The following is a 14,146-nucleotide window of genomic DNA, read 5'->3' on the forward strand; positions in this document are numbered from 1 at the left end:
CCTTACTCAATGTTCTGCACTTGTTCGCGCATCTGCTCGATCAACACTTTGAGGTTGACCGCAGCCTGGGTGCTGCGCGGGTCGAAGGCTTTGGAGCCCAGTGTATTGGCTTCGCGGTTGAGCTCCTGCATCAGGAAGTCGAGGCGCCGACCGGCAGCGCCGCCGGACTTGAGCACGCGGCGAACTTCAATGATGTGGGTGCTCAGGCGGTCCAGTTCTTCGGCGACGTCGCTTTTTTGCGCGAGCATGACCATTTCCTGTTCCAGGCGCTGCGGGTCGAGCTCGGCCTTCATGTCGGCAAAGCGGTCGAGCACCTTCTGACGCTGGGTGGCGAGCATCTGCGGAACCAGTTCGCGCAGGGTCACCACGTCTTCTTCAATGGACGTCAGGCGTTCGTTGATCAGTCGGGCCAGCTCTGCACCTTCGCGTTCGCGGCCAGCCTTGAGTTCCTTGAGGCCTTCATTGAACAGGGCCAGCGCCTCGGCGTTGAGCGCTTGCGGGTCGCTTGCATCGGCAACCAGCACGCCAGGCCAGGCCAGCACTTCCAGCGGGTTGAGGGCTGAAGGATTGTTGATCAGGCTGGCGACGGTCTCGGCGGCGGCGACCAGTTGCGCGGCGCGTTCGCGGTCGACTTGCAGCGGTTTGCCGGCGGTTTCTTCGGTGAAGCGCAGGGTGCACTCAAGTTTGCCGCGCGACAGGCCCTGACGCAGTGCTTCGCGCACGTTGCCTTCGAGGTCGCGAAAGGACTCTGGCAGGCGCAGGTGCGGTTCCAGGTAGCGGCTGTTGACCGAGCGCAGCTCCCAGCTCAGGGTGCCCTGGCTGCCGGCTTTTTCGACGCGGGCGAAGGCGGTCATGCTGTGCACCATGGAGGTACCTCGCGATTCAGGCCTGCGCCGAACCCTACGGGCTCAACGGACCTGGTTAGATGAATTAAAGCCCACAGGCTGCAAAGGCGCAGGATTGTAGCGCAGTGCGGCGGATGCTCCCAAATGGCGCGTGTGACAAAGCGCAGCAGGTCGTCGCAAGGCGCGGTTCAGAGCCCTCGCTCGTCGCTTGGGTTTTTTAGATGTGCCCAGGCGCGCCCGGCCGCCCTATAATGCTCGGCAGATTTCCGTCCTCCGTACAGGTGTTCCCCTATGAAACGTCCAAGTGGTCGCGCTGCCGATCAGATCCGCTCGATCCGCATTACCCGCAACTACACCAAACACGCCGAGGGATCTGTACTGGTCGAGTTCGGTGATACCAAGGTGATCTGCACCGTCAGCGTCGAAAACGGTGTGCCGCGCTTCCTCAAGGGGCAGGGCCAAGGCTGGCTGACCGCCGAATACGGCATGCTGCCGCGCGCCACTGGCGAGCGTAACCAGCGCGAAGCGAGCCGCGGCAAGCAAGGCGGCCGTACGCTGGAGATCCAGCGTCTGATCGGTCGTTCCCTGCGCGCTGCACTGGACATGTCCAAGCTGGGCGATGTGACCCTGTACGTTGACTGCGACGTGATCCAGGCCGACGGCGGTACGCGTACTGCCTCGATCACCGGCGCCATGGTTGCGCTGGTCGACGCCTTGAAAGTGATCAAGAAACGCGGCGGCCTGAAAGGCGGTGATCCGCTCAAGCAGATGATTGCTGCCGTGTCGGTGGGCATGTACCAGGGCGAGCCAGTGCTGGATCTGGACTACCTGGAAGACTCGGCTGCCGAGACCGACCTGAACGTGGTGATGACCAGCACCGGTGGTTTCATCGAAGTGCAGGGCACCGCTGAAGGCGCGCCGTTCCAGCCTGAAGAGCTGAACGCGATGCTGGAGCTGGCGAAGAAAGGCATGAACGATATTTTCGATCTGCAGAACGCTGCGTTGGCCGACTGAGTATTCGAACTCATTCCAGGATAAGGAGAACGCCATGAATGACGACCAGCTACCCGCACCCGCACCGAGCCAGGAAGTCAGGCAATGGGCGATGTTCTGTCATTTGTCGGCGTTTCTTGGCTACTGGTTTCCGTTCGGCAGCCTGATCGGGCCGCTGATCCTGTGGCAGATGAAGCGCGAGCAGGACCCGTTCATTGACGCGCAGGGCAAGGAAGCGCTGAATTTCCAGATCACCGTGGCGGTGGCAGCCACGATCTGTATCCCGCTGATGTTCGTATTGATCGGCATCCCGCTGTTTGGCTTGCTGGTGATCGCGGCGGTGGTGCTGACCATCATTGGCGGCGTCAAGGCGAATGAGGGCGTGGCTTACCGTTACCCCTTCACTTGGCGACCGATCAAGTAATGCTCGGTGAGGATGCCTTTGTGGGAGCGAGCCTGCTCGCGATAGCGGTCTGACAGTCATCGTTTCGGTGTCTGGTCTACCGTCATCGCGAGCAGGCTCGCTCCCACATTGAATAATCAGCGCCCATGGAAAAGCCGACATCTCTGTCGGCTTTTTTGCGGCTGCGAAATGACGCTTAGATCGTCAGCGTCCAGTCGTAGTCCACGATCAACGGCGCGTGTTGCGAGAACCGCGGCTGACGTGGCAAGCGAGCGCTGCGGACAAAGCGGCGCAGGCCCGGGGTCAGCAGCTGGTAGTCGAAACGCCAGCCCAGGTTGAGCATCTCGGCCTGTTCGTTGTCTGGCCACCAGCTGTACTGATCGCCTTCACGGCTGACTTCACGCAGGGCATCGACATACCCCATGTTGCCGACAATCTCGTCCATCCAGGCACGCTCTGGCGCCAGGAAGCCCGGGGATTGCTGGCTATCGCGCCAGTTCTTGATATCCAGCTTCTGTTGCGCCACGTACAGCGAGCCACAATAAATGTACTCGCGACGTTTGCGCCGCTGTTTATCCAGATAACGGGCGAAATCGTCCATTAGCTTGAACTTCTGGTTCAAGTCTTCATCGCCGTTCTGCCCCGAAGGGAGCAGCAAGGTCGCGATGCTGACCTTGTCGAAATCGGCTTGCAGGTAGCGCCCGTAGCGGTCGGCCGTCTCAAAGCCGAGACCGCTGATGACAGCCTTCGGTTGCAACCGCGAGTACAAAGCCACGCCACCTTGGGCGGGAACTTCGGCATCGCAGGCATAAAGGAAGTAGCCATCCAGTTGGAAGGCTGGATCGTCCAGTTCAAAGGCGGAGGCGCGGGTGTCCTGCAGGCAGATGACGTCGGCATTCTGTGCCTGCAGCCAACTGAGCAAACCACGCTCGACTGCAGCCTGAATACCATTGACGTTCACACTGATGATCCGCATAAATGGCCCCAAAAATCGCGTGCGTGTATGATACACGGCGTCTACCTAATTAGCTAAATCCGTGGTATTTGGGGTTTTTTTCATGCAAGCGTATCAGCGCGACTTCATTCGTTTTGCCATCGATCGCGGCGTTTTGCGCTTCGGTGAGTTCACCCTGAAGTCCGGGCGTACCAGTCCTTACTTCTTCAATGCCGGCCTTTTCAACTCGGGTTCTGCGCTGGCGCAGCTGGGTCGTTTCTACGCGGCAGCCATCGTCGAGAGCGGCATTGCGTTCGACGTGCTGTTTGGCCCAGCGTACAAAGGCATTCCTTTGGCGGCGGCTACCGCCGTGGCATTGGCCGAGCACCATGACCGCGATCTGCCATGGTGCTTCAACCGCAAGGAAGCCAAGGCCCACGGCGAAGGCGGCAGCCTGGTCGGCGCGCCATTGACCGGCGACGTGCTGATCATCGACGACGTGATCACCGCCGGAACCGCAATCCGTGAAGTGATGCAGATCATCGCTTCCCAGGAAGGCGCCAAGGCTGCCGGCGTGCTGATCGCGCTGAACCGTCAGGAGCGTGGCAACGGTGAACTGTCGGCAATCCAGGAAGTGGAGCGTGACTTCGGTATTCCGGTGATCAGCATTGTTTCGCTGAATCAGGTGCTGGAATTCCTCGCCGACGATCCGCAGCTCAAGCAGCATTTGCCTGCGGTTGAAGCCTACCGCGCGCAGTTCGGCGTCTGACGGTACACCCCCCCCTTGTGGGAGCGAGCCTGCTCGCGATGAGGCCTTCACATTCAAATTGATGTGACTGAAAGACCGCTATCGCGAGCAGGCTCGCTCCCACAGGGAAAGCACAAACAAAAAGACCCCGCTCAGCCAGGCTGAGCGGGGTCTTTTTATGTGTGTTGCTTACGGACGCTTGCGATTGCTGATCAAGGTGCCCACACCGGTGTCGGTGAAGATTTCCAGCAGAATCGCATTCGGCACCCGGCCATCGATGATCAGCGAGCTGCCGACGCCGCCTTGTACGGCTTCCAGCGCGCAACGGATCTTCGGCAGCATGCCGCCGTAGATGGTGCCGTCGGCGATCAGTTCGTCGACCTGCTGGGTGCTCAAACCGGTCAGGACCTTGCCGGACTTGTCCATCAGGCCGGCGATGTTGGTCAGCAGCATCAGCTTTTCAGCTTTCAGCGCTTCAGCGACCTTGCCGGCTACCAGGTCGGCGTTGATGTTGTACGACTCGCCGTTGGCGCCGACACCGATTGGCGCGATCACCGGGATGAAATCGCCTTTGACCAGCAGGTTCAGCAGGTCGGTGTTGATGCCGACCACTTCGCCCACTTGGCCGATGTCGATGATTTCCGGCTGGGTCATCTCCGGTGTCTGGCGGGTCACGGTGAGCTTCTTCGCACGAATCAGCTCGGCGTCTTTGCCGGTCAGGCCGATGGCGCTGCCGCCGTGGCGGTTGATCAGGTTGACGATGTCTTTGTTCACCTGGCCACCGAGGACCATTTCCACCACGTCCATGGTCTGGGCGTCAGTGACGCGCATGCCGTCGATGAAGTGGCTCTCGATCGACAGGCGCTTGAGCAGGTCGCCGATTTGCGGGCCGCCGCCATGAACCACTACCGGGTTGATGCCCACGGCCTTCATCAGCACGATGTCGCGGGCAAAGCCGGTTTTCAGCTCCTCGCTTTCCATCGCGTTGCCGCCGTATTTGATCACCAGGGTCTTGCCGACATAGCGGCGAATGTAAGGCAGCGCTTCGGACAGGACCTTGGCGGTGTTGGCGGCGGCTTCGCGTTCGATGGTCATTCGGGGCTCCGGCACTTCAATAAAAGGCGCTTCAAAAAATCAAAATGGTAGTTGGAGGTCAGGTGCAACACGTTTCAGTTGGGTGTGGAACACGTCCTTGATGCGCTGCAGTTCGGCGTCGTTATCGGCCTCGAAACGCAGGACCAGCACCGGTGTGGTGTTGGACGCGCGAACCAGGCCCCAGCCTTTGGCGTAGTCGACTCGCACACCGTCGATGGTGGTCAATTCGGCGCCTTCACCCCAACGGGCGTCGTGCAGTGCATCAATGATGCTGAATTTGCTCTCTTCGGTCACATGGATATTGATTTCTGGCGTAGAAATATCGTTCGGGAAGGTCTCGAACAACTCTTGCGCAGTGGATTTTTCCTTGCTGAGGATCTCCAGCAGCCGCGCGGCGCTGTAAATACCGTCGTCGAAACCGAACCAGCGCTCCTTGAAGAAGATGTGCCCGCTCATTTCGCCTGCGAGCAGGGCGCCGGTTTGTTTCATCTTCTTTTTTATCAGCGAATGACCGGTTTTCCACATGAGCGGACGACCGCCATATTCCTTGATCAGCGGGGTCAGGCGACGGGTGCATTTGACGTCGAAGATGATCTCGGCGTCCGGRTTGCGYGCAACCACATCCTTGGCGAACAGCATCAGCAGGCGGTCCGGGAAAACGATGTCGCCGGTATTGGTCACCACGCCGACGCGGTCGCCGTCACCGTCGAAGGCCAGGCCCAGGTCGGCGTTGGTTTCCTTGACCTTGGCGATCAGGTCCACCAGGTTTTCAGGCTTGCCCGGGTCCGGGTGGTGATTCGGGAAGTTGCCATCGACGTCGCAGAACAGCGGGATGACTTCGCAGTTCAGCGCTTCGATCAACTGAGGCGCGATAACACCGGCGGCACCGTTGCCGCAGTCGACCACCACTTTCAAGCGTCGGGCCAGCTTGATGTCCTGGACGATTTCGGTGGTGTAGCGGTCGAGGATCTCGACTTTGGTGATGCTGCCCTTGCCGCTGCTCAGGTTATTGGTTTTCAGGCGTTCGTGCAGGGCCTGGATCTGTTCGTTGGCCAGGGTGTCGCCGGCAATGACGATTTTGAAGCCGTTGTAGTTCGACGGGTTGTGGCTACCGGTAAGCATTACGCCGGACTTGCCGGCCAGCACGTTGGCTGCGTAATAGAGCGCCGGGGTTGGCACCAGGCCGACGTCGCTGACGTGGCAGCCGCTGTCGTGCAGGCCCTGGATCAACTGCTCGACCAATTCCGGGCCAGACAGGCGACCGTCACGACCCACGGAAATGTGCGGCTCATCCTTGGCCAGCGTTTCGGAACCAATGGCGCGACCGATCCAATAAGCGGTTTCAGCGGTCAGGGTTTCCGGGACAACGCCACGAATGTCGTAGGCGCGAAAAATGCTGTCGGGGAACGTGGGTGCGACTCGGGCTGCGATGCTCATCTGTGGGAATGCTCCATTTCGAAAGTGGCGGGACCTGCCTGCGAACAATGTGTTGACAGGTTCAAACTGAAGGATATGACGGCGTTTTCCACAGAGAGTTCGTGGTGCGAAAGGGCCATGACACTCATGAAAGCCGGCTCATGCCTTGATTTTCGCGGTGAACCTTGCAGGTGAGACTGCATAAACATTGTGGCGAGGGAGCTTGCTCCCGCTTGGGTGCGTAGCGCCCACAAAGTCTCGGGGCCGCTACGCAGCCCAGCGGGAGCGAGCTCCCTCGCCACAGAGGATCTCCATCGTATCAATGGCTGCCGGAATGACCGAAGCCGCCGGTGCCGCGCTGGGTCTCGACGAACTCTTCCACCATCTCGAAGTGCGCCTGAACTACCGGCACCAGCACCAGTTGGGCAAGACGTTCGCCGACCACGATGTTGAAGTCGGTCTGGCCGCGGTTCCAGCAGGAAACCATCAGCGGGCCCTGGTAATCGGAGTCGATCAGGCCGACCAGATTGCCTAGCACGATGCCGTGCTTATGGCCCAGGCCCGAGCGCGGCAGGATCAGCGCGGCGAGGCCCGGATCGCCGATGTACACCGAAAGACCGGTCGGGATCAGCAGGGTTTCACCCGGCTTGATGACGGTGTCCTGTTCCAGCATCGCCCGCAGGTCGAGGCCGGCGGAGCCTGGCGTGGCGTACTGCGGCAGCGGGAATTCGCGGCCAATGCGTGGGTCGAGGATCTTGGCTTGTAAAGCGTGCATGCGAGTTAAACCTGGTTCAGACGTTCGGCGATAAAAGTGATCAGCTGGCGGGCGATTTTGCCCTTGCTGGTCTGGGCGAAGAGCGTTGCGTGCAACTCCCGGTCGATCACGCTGCAAGCGTTTTCCTCGCTGTTGAAGCCAATGCTCGGGTTGGCCACGTCGTTGGCGACGATCAGGTCGAGGTTTTTGTCTTTCAGCTTGCGTGCAGCGTAGTCGAGCAGGTGTTCGGTTTCGGCGGCGAAACCGACACTGAACGGACGGTCGGGGCGCGTGGCAATGGTCGCCAGAATGTCTGGGTTGCGGACCATTTGTAGCAACAAGCCGTCGCCGTTCGTAGGGTCTTTCTTGAGTTTCTGTGGGGCGACGACTTCCGGGCGATAGTCCGCAACCGCAGCAGACGCGATGAACAGGTCGCAGGGGATCGCCGCTTCACAGGCGGCGAGCATGTCGCGGGCGCTGACCACGTCGATCCGGGTGACGCGATCCGGTGTTGGCAGGTGCACGGGGCCGGTAATCAAGGTCACCCGGGCGCCGGCTTCAACCGCGGCTTCGGCCAGGGCAAAGCCCATTTTCCCGGAGCTGTGGTTGGTGATGTAGCGCACCGGGTCGATGTTTTCCTGGGTCGGGCCGGCGGTGATCAGCACGTGTTTGCCGGTCAGCGCCTGGCGCTGGAAGCAGTCAGCGGCGCATTGTGCCAGATCGTTGGCTTCGAGCATGCGGCCCATGCCGACGTCGCCGCAGGCCTGGCTGCCGGACGCCGGGCCGAAGACCTTGAAGCCACGGGTTTCGAGCAATTGGGTGTTGGCCTGGGTGGCCGGGTCGCGCCACATGGCCTGATTCATCGCCGGCGCCAGCGCGACGGTGGCGTCGGTGGCCAGTACCAGGGTGGTCAGCAGGTCATTGGCGATACCTTGGGCCAGGCGTGCGATCAGGTCGGCGGTGGCCGGCGCGATCAGCACCAGATCAGCCCATTTGGCCAGCTCGATGTGGCCCATCGCAGCTTCGGCCGCCGGGTCCAGCAGGTCCAGGTGGACCGGGTGCCCGGAGAGTGCCTGCATGGTCAGCGGGGTGATGAACTCGCTGCCGCCGCGGGTCATGACCACGCGCACTTCGGCGCCCTGGTCGATGAGTCGGCGAACCAGCTCGGCGCTCTTGTAGGCGGCAATGCCGCCGCCGACGCCGAGAACGATGCGTTTCCGATACAGCCGCTGCATAGGCCTGCCTTTCAATTCATTGATGACTACGTGGCGAAACCCCTCCCCAGGGTGAAATCGCCCGCAAAAAAGATGGACTACGATATCACAGCGACCGCAACGGAACAGCGGCGCCCACACACATGGAGGTGCTATGAGCATTCGCGATTGGCCGGCGGCAGAGCGCCCGCGGGAGAAGCTTCTGGAGCAGGGTTCGGCGAGCCTTTCGGATGCCGAGTTACTGGCGATCTTTCTACGCACCGGGGTGACCGGCAAAAGCGCGGTCGATCTGGCGCGACACCTGTTGCATCAATTCGGCAGCCTGCGCACGTTGCTGGAGGCTGATCAGCAGACGTTCGGCAGTCAGCTTGGGCTGGGGCCGGCAAAGTTCGCCCAATTGCAGGCAGTGCTGGAGATGGCGCGGCGGCATTTGGCGGAACGCTTGCGTCGCGACTCGGTGCTCAAGAGCCCGATCGAAGTGCGCAATTACCTGAAGGCGATGTTGCGCCATGAGCCGCATGAAGTGTTTGGCTGTCTGTTTCTGGACTCCCGGCATCGGGTGCTGGCGTTCGAGATACTGTTCCGCGGCTCGATCGACAGTGCCAGCGTCTACCCGCGTCAGGTGGTCAAGCGTGCACTGGCGCACAACGCTGCGGCGCTGATCCTGTGCCACAACCATCCGTCAGGCAGCGCCGAGCCCAGTCAGGCGGATCGAGCGCTGACCAGGCGCCTGCAAGAGGCACTGGACCTGATCGATGTGCGGGTACTCGACCATTTCATTGTCGGTGACGGCGATCCGTTGTCGATGGCCGAGTACGGGTGGATGTGAGCGGGGTAGCGCAGCCAGGTAAATCCATGTGGGAGCGAGCCTGCTCGCGAAGGTGTCGTGTCAGTCGACCTATTCAGTGATCGAAGTGACGCTTTCGCGAGCAGGCTCGCTCCCACAGGTTTTGCGGTGACGCTTTTACTTGAGGCTGACTTTGGAGTAATCCTGACGGCCGAACGGGCTGACCTGGTAGCCCTGAACGTCCTTGCGCGTCAATGCGTAGGCGGTCGGGTGCGCCAGTGGCAGCCACAGCGCCTGTTGCTGGATCTGCGCCTGGGCCTGTTCGTAAAGCTTGCTGCGCACGCCTTGCTCGGTGGTGGTCTTGCCGGCGCTGATGACCTTGTCCAGGCCCGGGTCGCAGTAGCGGGCGAAGTTGGTCCCGGACTGGACCGCCGCGCAGGAGAACTGTGGCGTGAGGAAGTTATCCGGGTCACCGTTGTCGCCGGACCAGCCCATGAACAGCAGGTCGTGTTCGCCGGCCTTGGCGCGGCGGATCAGTTCGCCCCATTCAATCACCCGGATTTCCGCCTGAATCCCGACTTCAGCCAGGTCCGACTGCAACAGCTGGGCACCAAGGCTTGGGTTCGGGTTGAGCAGGCTGCCGGAAGGGCGGGTCCAGATCGTGGTTTTAAAACCCTCCTTGAGCCCGACCTTGGCCAGCAATGCACGCGCCTTGGCGATGTCCTTTGGATAGCCCGGAAGGTCCTTGGCGTAGCTCCAGGTGTTGGGCGGGTACGGACCGTTGGCAGCGTGCGCGGTGTCTTCGAAAACGGCCTTGAGGTAGCTGGCCTTGTCGAAGGCGAGGTTGATCGCCTGGCGGACTTCGGGCTTATCCAGCGGCGGGTGCTGACTGTTGATGGCCACGAACGCGGTCATGAACGCCGGCGTGCTCTCGATCTTCAGGGTCGGGTCCTGAGCGGCGGCCTGCACGTCCAGCGGTTTGGGCGACAGGGCGATCTGGCACTCGTTGCGCCGCAGTTTCTGCAAACGAACGTTGGCGTCCGGGGTGATGGCGAACACCAGGCTGTCTACTGCCGGTTTGCCGGCAAAGTAGTCGCGGTTGGCCTTGTAGCGAATCGACGCATCTTTCTGGAAGCGCCCGAAGATGAACGGGCCGCTGCCGATTGGCTGACTRTTGAGTTTCTCGGGCGTGCCGGCCTTGAGCAACTGGTCGGCATACTCGGTCGAGTAGATCGAGGCAAAACCCATGCTCAGGGTGGCAAGGAATGTCGAGTCGGGGTGGTCCAGGGTAAAGCGCACGGTCAGCGGGTCCAGCGCATCGATTTTCTTGATCAGCGCGGGCAACTGCATCGATTGAGCATGAGGGAAGCCACTTTGGGCGACTTTGTGCCACGGGTGGGCCGGGTCGAGCATGCGCTCGAAGCTGAACTTCACGTCTTCGGCGCTCAGGTCGCGGGTGGGGCTGAAGTACTCGGTATGGTGGAATTTCACCTGCGGGTGCAGCTTGAAGATATAGGTCAAGCCGTCGGTCGACACTTCCCAGCTGTCGGCCAGGCTGGGGACGACTTTGCCGCTGGCGGCATCGAAATCGACCAGGCGGTTCATCAGCACGTCGGCCGAAGCGTTGGTGGTGGTCAGCGAGTTGTATTGAACGACATCGAACCCTTCCGGGCTGGCCTCGGTGCAGACGCTTAAAGCGGCAGCCTGGGCCAATGGGCTCAGCAAGAGTGGGGCGAGCAACAACGGTAGGGCAGCGAGGCGCATGTGTGAATTCCTGTGCAGATCGAAGGCCATCTGCGAGTGCAGTCTGGAAAAGGGCTACCCTAGTGGGCTCTTTTACAAATGACTATCCCCTTTTTCACTTTGTGGCATGCGTCCGGCTCTTTTTTTCGGCAAAATTTGCACTGCATGACCCCCAGTGCACAGCCAATCAGAGTAGATTGGCACGGGAAAACCGTCTGCGCAGACGTGGATGTCGGTACTCTGCGACGAGCGGTCGCGGCCATCGGCAGCCTTTGTTCAAGGCGTCTGGCGCCGTAAAACCGGGTTTTTTAAAAAGTCTGTTCACACCGATAGTTGTTGCTACTGGGTCTTTCTGGTATAAAGCAGCGCTCTTTTCTAGGGGCCCGGTTCCTTCACTGTAGGTGTAGCCGGTAAGACCCTTAAAGAAACGCGGCGCCTGGCGCCAAATGACTGAGAGATTAAGCGGCCAACCCATGCCGGGTTGGGCATGTGGTTTTAGAGGGCTGAGGCATGTCGAGAGTCTGTCAAGTTACCGGTAAGGGTCCGGTGACTGGGAATAACATTTCCCACGCAAACAACAAAACCCGTCGTCGTTTCCTGCCGAACCTGCAGCATCACCGCTTCTGGGTTGAAGAAGAGAAACGTTTCGTGCGTCTGCGCGTATCTGCCAAAGGCATGCGTATCATCGACAAGCGTGGCATTACTGCCGTGCTGGCCGAAATCCGCAAAGCTGGCAAGATCTAAGGGAGCTAATCATGCGTGAATTGATTCGTTTGATTTCGAGCGCTGGTACTGGTCACTTCTACACTACCGACAAGAACAAGCGCACTACTCCGGACAAAATCGAGATCAAGAAATTTGATCCGGTTGTTCGCAAGCACGTGATCTACAAAGAAGGCAAAATCAAGTAATTGATTTTTCCTCTTAAGAAAAAGGCCCGTATCGCAAGATACGGGCCTTTTTTGTTGGGGTCAGAAAAGCCTCAGGCCTTCTGTTCAAACGCCACATAGATCTTGCGGCACGGCTCCAGCACTTCCCAGGTGCCGCGGAAGCCGGCCGGAATGACAAAACGATCGCCCGCCCGCAGGGTCTTGGCATTGCCGTCGTGGTCACGCAGCACCGAAACCCCCTGCACGATTTCGCAGTATTCGTGTTCGGTGAAGTTCACCGTCCATTGCCCGACTTCTCCTTCCCAGACGCCCGCGTTCAACTGACCGCACGGGCTGCTGTAGTGGTTGTAGACGGCTTGCTCGGGGTCGCCCTTGAGCACTTTTGTGGCGTCCGGGCGGTAGCGCTCGGCGGGTGTGGTGGCCTGGCTGAAGTCGACAATGTCCTGGATGCTCATTCTTGTAATCCCCCGTGATTGTCTGAAAATCAAAGTCTATGTTTATTAAAATGAACATCGCAAGGCCGTTTGCCAGCCTTATGTCAAATATATTGAAACATGAGGGGGCGCTGGTTTAGGGTGGCAGTTGCCTTGGGCCGAATTGAAAACTGGCCGGGCAGAATTCCTGTAGGTGCCTGCGTAGATCGCGCGGCGCTCGTATTCAATAAGAGGAGGACTCTCGTATGACTACCCTGACTCGTGCCGACTGGGAACAACGCGCCCGCGACCTGAAGATCGAAGGCCGTGCCTACATTAATGGCGAATACACCGCAGCGGTCTCCGGCGAGACGTTCGACTGCATCAGCCCTGTCGATGGCCGTCTGCTGGGCAAGATCTCCAGCTGTGATGCCGCCGACGCCCAGCGCGCCGTAGAAAACGCCCGCAGCACGTTCAACTCGGGTGTCTGGTCGCGCCTGGCACCGGCCAAGCGCAAGGCCACCATGATTCGTTTCGCCGGCCTGCTCAAGCAGCACGCCGAAGAGCTGGCGCTGCTTGAAACCCTGGACATGGGCAAGCCGATCAGCGATTCCCTGTACATCGACGTTCCAGGCGCGGCGCAAGCGCTGAGCTGGAGCGGTGAAGCCATCGACAAGATCTACGACGAAGTAGCCGCCACCCCGCATGACCAACTGGGTCTGGTGACCCGTGAGCCGGTGGGTGTAGTGGGCGCCATCGTGCCGTGGAACTTCCCGCTGATGATGGCCTGCTGGAAACTCGGCCCGGCGCTGTCCACCGGTAACTCGGTGATCCTCAAGCCATCCGAAAAATCCCCGCTGACCGCCATCCGCCTCGCGGCGCTGGCTGTTGAAGCCGGTATCCCGAAAGGCGTGCTGAACGTGCTGCCAGGCTACGGTCACACCGTTGGCAAGGCGCTGGCCTTGCACATGGACGTCGACACGCTGGTGTTCACCGGTTCGACCAAGATCGCCAAGCAACTGATGATTTATTCCGGCGAATCGAACATGAAGCGCGTCTGGCTGGAAGCGGGCGGCAAGAGCCCGAACATCGTGTTTGCCGATGCGCCGGACCTGCAAGCGGCGGCTGAGTCCGCTGCCAGTGCCATCGCGTTCAACCAGGGCGAAGTCTGCACCGCCGGTTCGCGTCTGCTGGTCGAGCGTTCGATCAAGGATAAATTTCTGCCGCTGGTGATCGAGGCCCTGAAAACCTGGAAGCCGGGCAACCCGCTGGATCCGGCCACCAACGTTGGCGCGCTGGTCGACACGCAGCAGATGAACACCGTGCTGTCCTACATCGAATCCGGGCACTCCGACGGCGCCAAACTGGTGGCGGGCGGCAAGCGGATTCTTCAGGAAACCGGTGGCACCTACGTTGAACCGACGATTTTCGATGGCGTGAGCAACGCCATGAAGATCGCCCAGGAAGAGATCTTTGGCCCGGTGCTGTCGGTCATCACCTTCGACAGCGTCGATGAAGCGATCCGGATCGCCAACGACACGCCGTATGGCCTGGCCGCGGCTGTCTGGACCTCGGATATCTCCAAGGGCCACCTGACCGCCAAGGCCCTGCGTGCCGGTAGCGTGTGGGTCAACCAGTACGATGGCGGCGACATGACCGCACCGTTCGGTGGTTTCAAACAGTCGGGCAACGGCCGTGACAAGTCGCTGCACGCGTTCGACAAATACACCGAGCTGAAGGCGACCTGGATCAAGCTGTAAACCATTCAGGGAGCCTGTTCTGAATCAGGCTCCCTGAACGATGCAGATCCCCTGTGGGAGCGAGCCTGCTCGCGATAGCGGTATGACAGTCGACGTCAATGTTGAATGTTGCGCCGTCATCGCGAGCAGGCTCGCTCCCACAGTGCTTTGC

At 60.3% G+C, this 14,146-nt stretch carries 14 protein-coding genes and 1 pseudogene; 7 read left to right on the forward strand and 8 right to left on the reverse strand.

The features are described 5' to 3' along the window. Nucleotides 1-2: 2 nt before the first annotated feature. A complete protein-coding gene (locus AC1DHT_RS00230; protein ID WP_427545542.1) occupies nucleotides 3-866 on the reverse strand; it encodes a YicC/YloC family endoribonuclease in 864 nt (287 codons plus the stop codon). Nucleotides 867-1,136: 270 nt separating this feature from the next. On the opposite strand from AC1DHT_RS00230, the gene rph reads away from it, so the two are divergent. Both rph and AC1DHT_RS00240 read left to right on the forward strand, forming a co-directional pair. Beyond that, the gene (rph, locus tag AC1DHT_RS00235) at nucleotides 1,137-1,859 is read left to right on the forward strand and encodes a ribonuclease PH (protein ID WP_477761216.1); all 723 of its coding nucleotides are present in this window, start codon (nucleotides 1,137-1,139) and stop codon (nucleotides 1,857-1,859) included. A 34-nt stretch (nucleotides 1,860-1,893) separates the two neighbouring features. Continuing rightward, the gene (locus tag AC1DHT_RS00240; protein ID WP_123581097.1) at nucleotides 1,894-2,262 is read left to right on the forward strand and encodes a DUF4870 domain-containing protein; all 369 of its coding nucleotides are present in this window, start codon (nucleotides 1,894-1,896) and stop codon (nucleotides 2,260-2,262) included. Nucleotides 2,263-2,437: 175 nt separating this feature from the next. Here AC1DHT_RS00240 and AC1DHT_RS00245 read toward each other — a convergent pair whose 3' ends face one another. Next, complete coding sequence (locus tag AC1DHT_RS00245) at nucleotides 2,438-3,217, reverse strand: exodeoxyribonuclease III (protein WP_003176915.1); 780 nt, start codon at nucleotides 3,215-3,217, stop codon at nucleotides 2,438-2,440. A gap of 82 nt (nucleotides 3,218-3,299) precedes the next feature. Between AC1DHT_RS00245 and pyrE the strand changes: the two genes are divergently transcribed. Next, nucleotides 3,300-3,944 (forward strand): orotate phosphoribosyltransferase, encoded by a 645-nt coding sequence (gene pyrE, locus AC1DHT_RS00250; protein ID WP_427547220.1) that lies wholly within the window; start codon nucleotides 3,300-3,302, stop codon nucleotides 3,942-3,944. 168 nt (nucleotides 3,945-4,112) lie between these two features. Here pyrE and argB read toward each other — a convergent pair whose 3' ends face one another. From argB to coaBC, 4 genes and pseudogenes are all read right to left on the reverse strand, one after another. Further along, nucleotides 4,113-5,018 (reverse strand): acetylglutamate kinase, encoded by a 906-nt coding sequence (gene argB / locus AC1DHT_RS00255; protein WP_427547217.1) that lies wholly within the window; start codon nucleotides 5,016-5,018, stop codon nucleotides 4,113-4,115. 39 nt (nucleotides 5,019-5,057) lie between these two features. After that, a pseudogene (locus AC1DHT_RS00260) lies at nucleotides 5,058-6,461 on the reverse strand (phosphomannomutase/phosphoglucomutase); the annotation flags it as partial. 292 nt (nucleotides 6,462-6,753) lie between these two features. Next, nucleotides 6,754-7,209 carry a dUTP diphosphatase gene (dut, locus tag AC1DHT_RS00265; RefSeq protein ID WP_216744360.1) on the reverse strand — a complete coding sequence of 152 codons (456 nt, stop codon included), beginning with the start codon at nucleotides 7,207-7,209 and terminating at the stop codon, nucleotides 6,754-6,756. Between the two features lie 5 nt (nucleotides 7,210-7,214). Next, nucleotides 7,215-8,423 carry a bifunctional phosphopantothenoylcysteine decarboxylase/phosphopantothenate--cysteine ligase CoaBC gene (gene coaBC, locus AC1DHT_RS00270; RefSeq protein WP_427547214.1) on the reverse strand — a complete coding sequence of 403 codons (1,209 nt, stop codon included), beginning with the start codon at nucleotides 8,421-8,423 and terminating at the stop codon, nucleotides 7,215-7,217. A 133-nt stretch (nucleotides 8,424-8,556) separates the two neighbouring features. Here coaBC and radC point away from each other — a divergent pair, with 133 nt between their 5' ends. Further along, on the forward strand, nucleotides 8,557-9,231 hold the full coding sequence (gene radC, locus AC1DHT_RS00275) for a RadC family protein (RefSeq protein WP_054594645.1): 675 nt from the start codon (nucleotides 8,557-8,559) through the stop codon (nucleotides 9,229-9,231). Between the two features lie 135 nt (nucleotides 9,232-9,366). Here radC and AC1DHT_RS00280 read toward each other — a convergent pair whose 3' ends face one another. After that, a complete protein-coding gene (locus AC1DHT_RS00280; protein ID WP_427547210.1) occupies nucleotides 9,367-10,953 on the reverse strand; it encodes an ABC transporter substrate-binding protein in 1,587 nt (528 codons plus the stop codon). Between the two features lie 489 nt (nucleotides 10,954-11,442). On the opposite strand from AC1DHT_RS00280, the gene rpmB reads away from it, so the two are divergent. Further along, nucleotides 11,443-11,676 carry a 50S ribosomal protein L28 gene (gene rpmB, locus AC1DHT_RS00285; RefSeq protein ID WP_034147715.1) on the forward strand — a complete coding sequence of 78 codons (234 nt, stop codon included), beginning with the start codon at nucleotides 11,443-11,445 and terminating at the stop codon, nucleotides 11,674-11,676. Nucleotides 11,677-11,687: 11 nt separating this feature from the next. Then, nucleotides 11,688-11,843 (forward strand): 50S ribosomal protein L33, encoded by a 156-nt coding sequence (gene rpmG, locus AC1DHT_RS00290; protein ID WP_007894709.1) that lies wholly within the window; start codon nucleotides 11,688-11,690, stop codon nucleotides 11,841-11,843. A gap of 71 nt (nucleotides 11,844-11,914) precedes the next feature. Here rpmG and AC1DHT_RS00295 read toward each other — a convergent pair whose 3' ends face one another. Continuing rightward, a complete protein-coding gene (locus AC1DHT_RS00295) occupies nucleotides 11,915-12,277 on the reverse strand; it encodes a cupin domain-containing protein (RefSeq protein WP_216744358.1) in 363 nt (120 codons plus the stop codon). Nucleotides 12,278-12,501: 224 nt separating this feature from the next. Here AC1DHT_RS00295 and AC1DHT_RS00300 point away from each other — a divergent pair, with 224 nt between their 5' ends. After that, entirely contained in the window at nucleotides 12,502-13,995 is a 1,494-nt protein-coding gene (locus AC1DHT_RS00300) for an aldehyde dehydrogenase (RefSeq protein WP_427538939.1), read from the forward strand. Nucleotides 13,996-14,146: the final 151 nt, after the last annotated feature.

The organism is Pseudomonas sp. 05N432, from assembly GCF_056396945.1.

Bases quoted from the DNA above. Each gene is read 5' to 3' on its own strand.
- AC1DHT_RS00295 (WP_216744358.1), bottom strand. From the start codon at position 12,277: ATGAGCATCCAGGACATTGTCGACTTCAGCCAGGCCACCACACCCGCC.
- radC (WP_054594645.1), top strand. From the start codon at position 8,557: ATGAGCATTCGCGATTGGCCGGCGGCAGAGCGCCCGCGGGAGAAGCTT.
- argB (WP_427547217.1), bottom strand. From the start codon at position 5,018: ATGACCATCGAACGCGAAGCCGCCGCCAACACCGCCAAGGTCCTGTCC.
- AC1DHT_RS00300 (WP_427538939.1), top strand. From the start codon at position 12,502: ATGACTACCCTGACTCGTGCCGACTGGGAACAACGCGCCCGCGACCTG.
- coaBC (WP_427547214.1), bottom strand. From the start codon at position 8,423: ATGCAGCGGCTGTATCGGAAACGCATCGTTCTCGGCGTCGGCGGCGGC.
- dut (WP_216744360.1), bottom strand. From the start codon at position 7,209: ATGCACGCTTTACAAGCCAAGATCCTCGACCCACGCATTGGCCGCGAA.
- rph (WP_477761216.1), top strand. From the start codon at position 1,137: ATGAAACGTCCAAGTGGTCGCGCTGCCGATCAGATCCGCTCGATCCGC.
- rpmG (WP_007894709.1), top strand. From the start codon at position 11,688: ATGCGTGAATTGATTCGTTTGATTTCGAGCGCTGGTACTGGTCACTTC.
- rpmB (WP_034147715.1), top strand. From the start codon at position 11,443: ATGTCGAGAGTCTGTCAAGTTACCGGTAAGGGTCCGGTGACTGGGAAT.
- pyrE (WP_427547220.1), top strand. From the start codon at position 3,300: ATGCAAGCGTATCAGCGCGACTTCATTCGTTTTGCCATCGATCGCGGC.
- AC1DHT_RS00240 (WP_123581097.1), top strand. From the start codon at position 1,894: ATGAATGACGACCAGCTACCCGCACCCGCACCGAGCCAGGAAGTCAGG.
- AC1DHT_RS00230 (WP_427545542.1), bottom strand. From the start codon at position 866: ATGGTGCACAGCATGACCGCCTTCGCCCGCGTCGAAAAAGCCGGCAGC.
- AC1DHT_RS00245 (WP_003176915.1), bottom strand. From the start codon at position 3,217: ATGCGGATCATCAGTGTGAACGTCAATGGTATTCAGGCTGCAGTCGAG.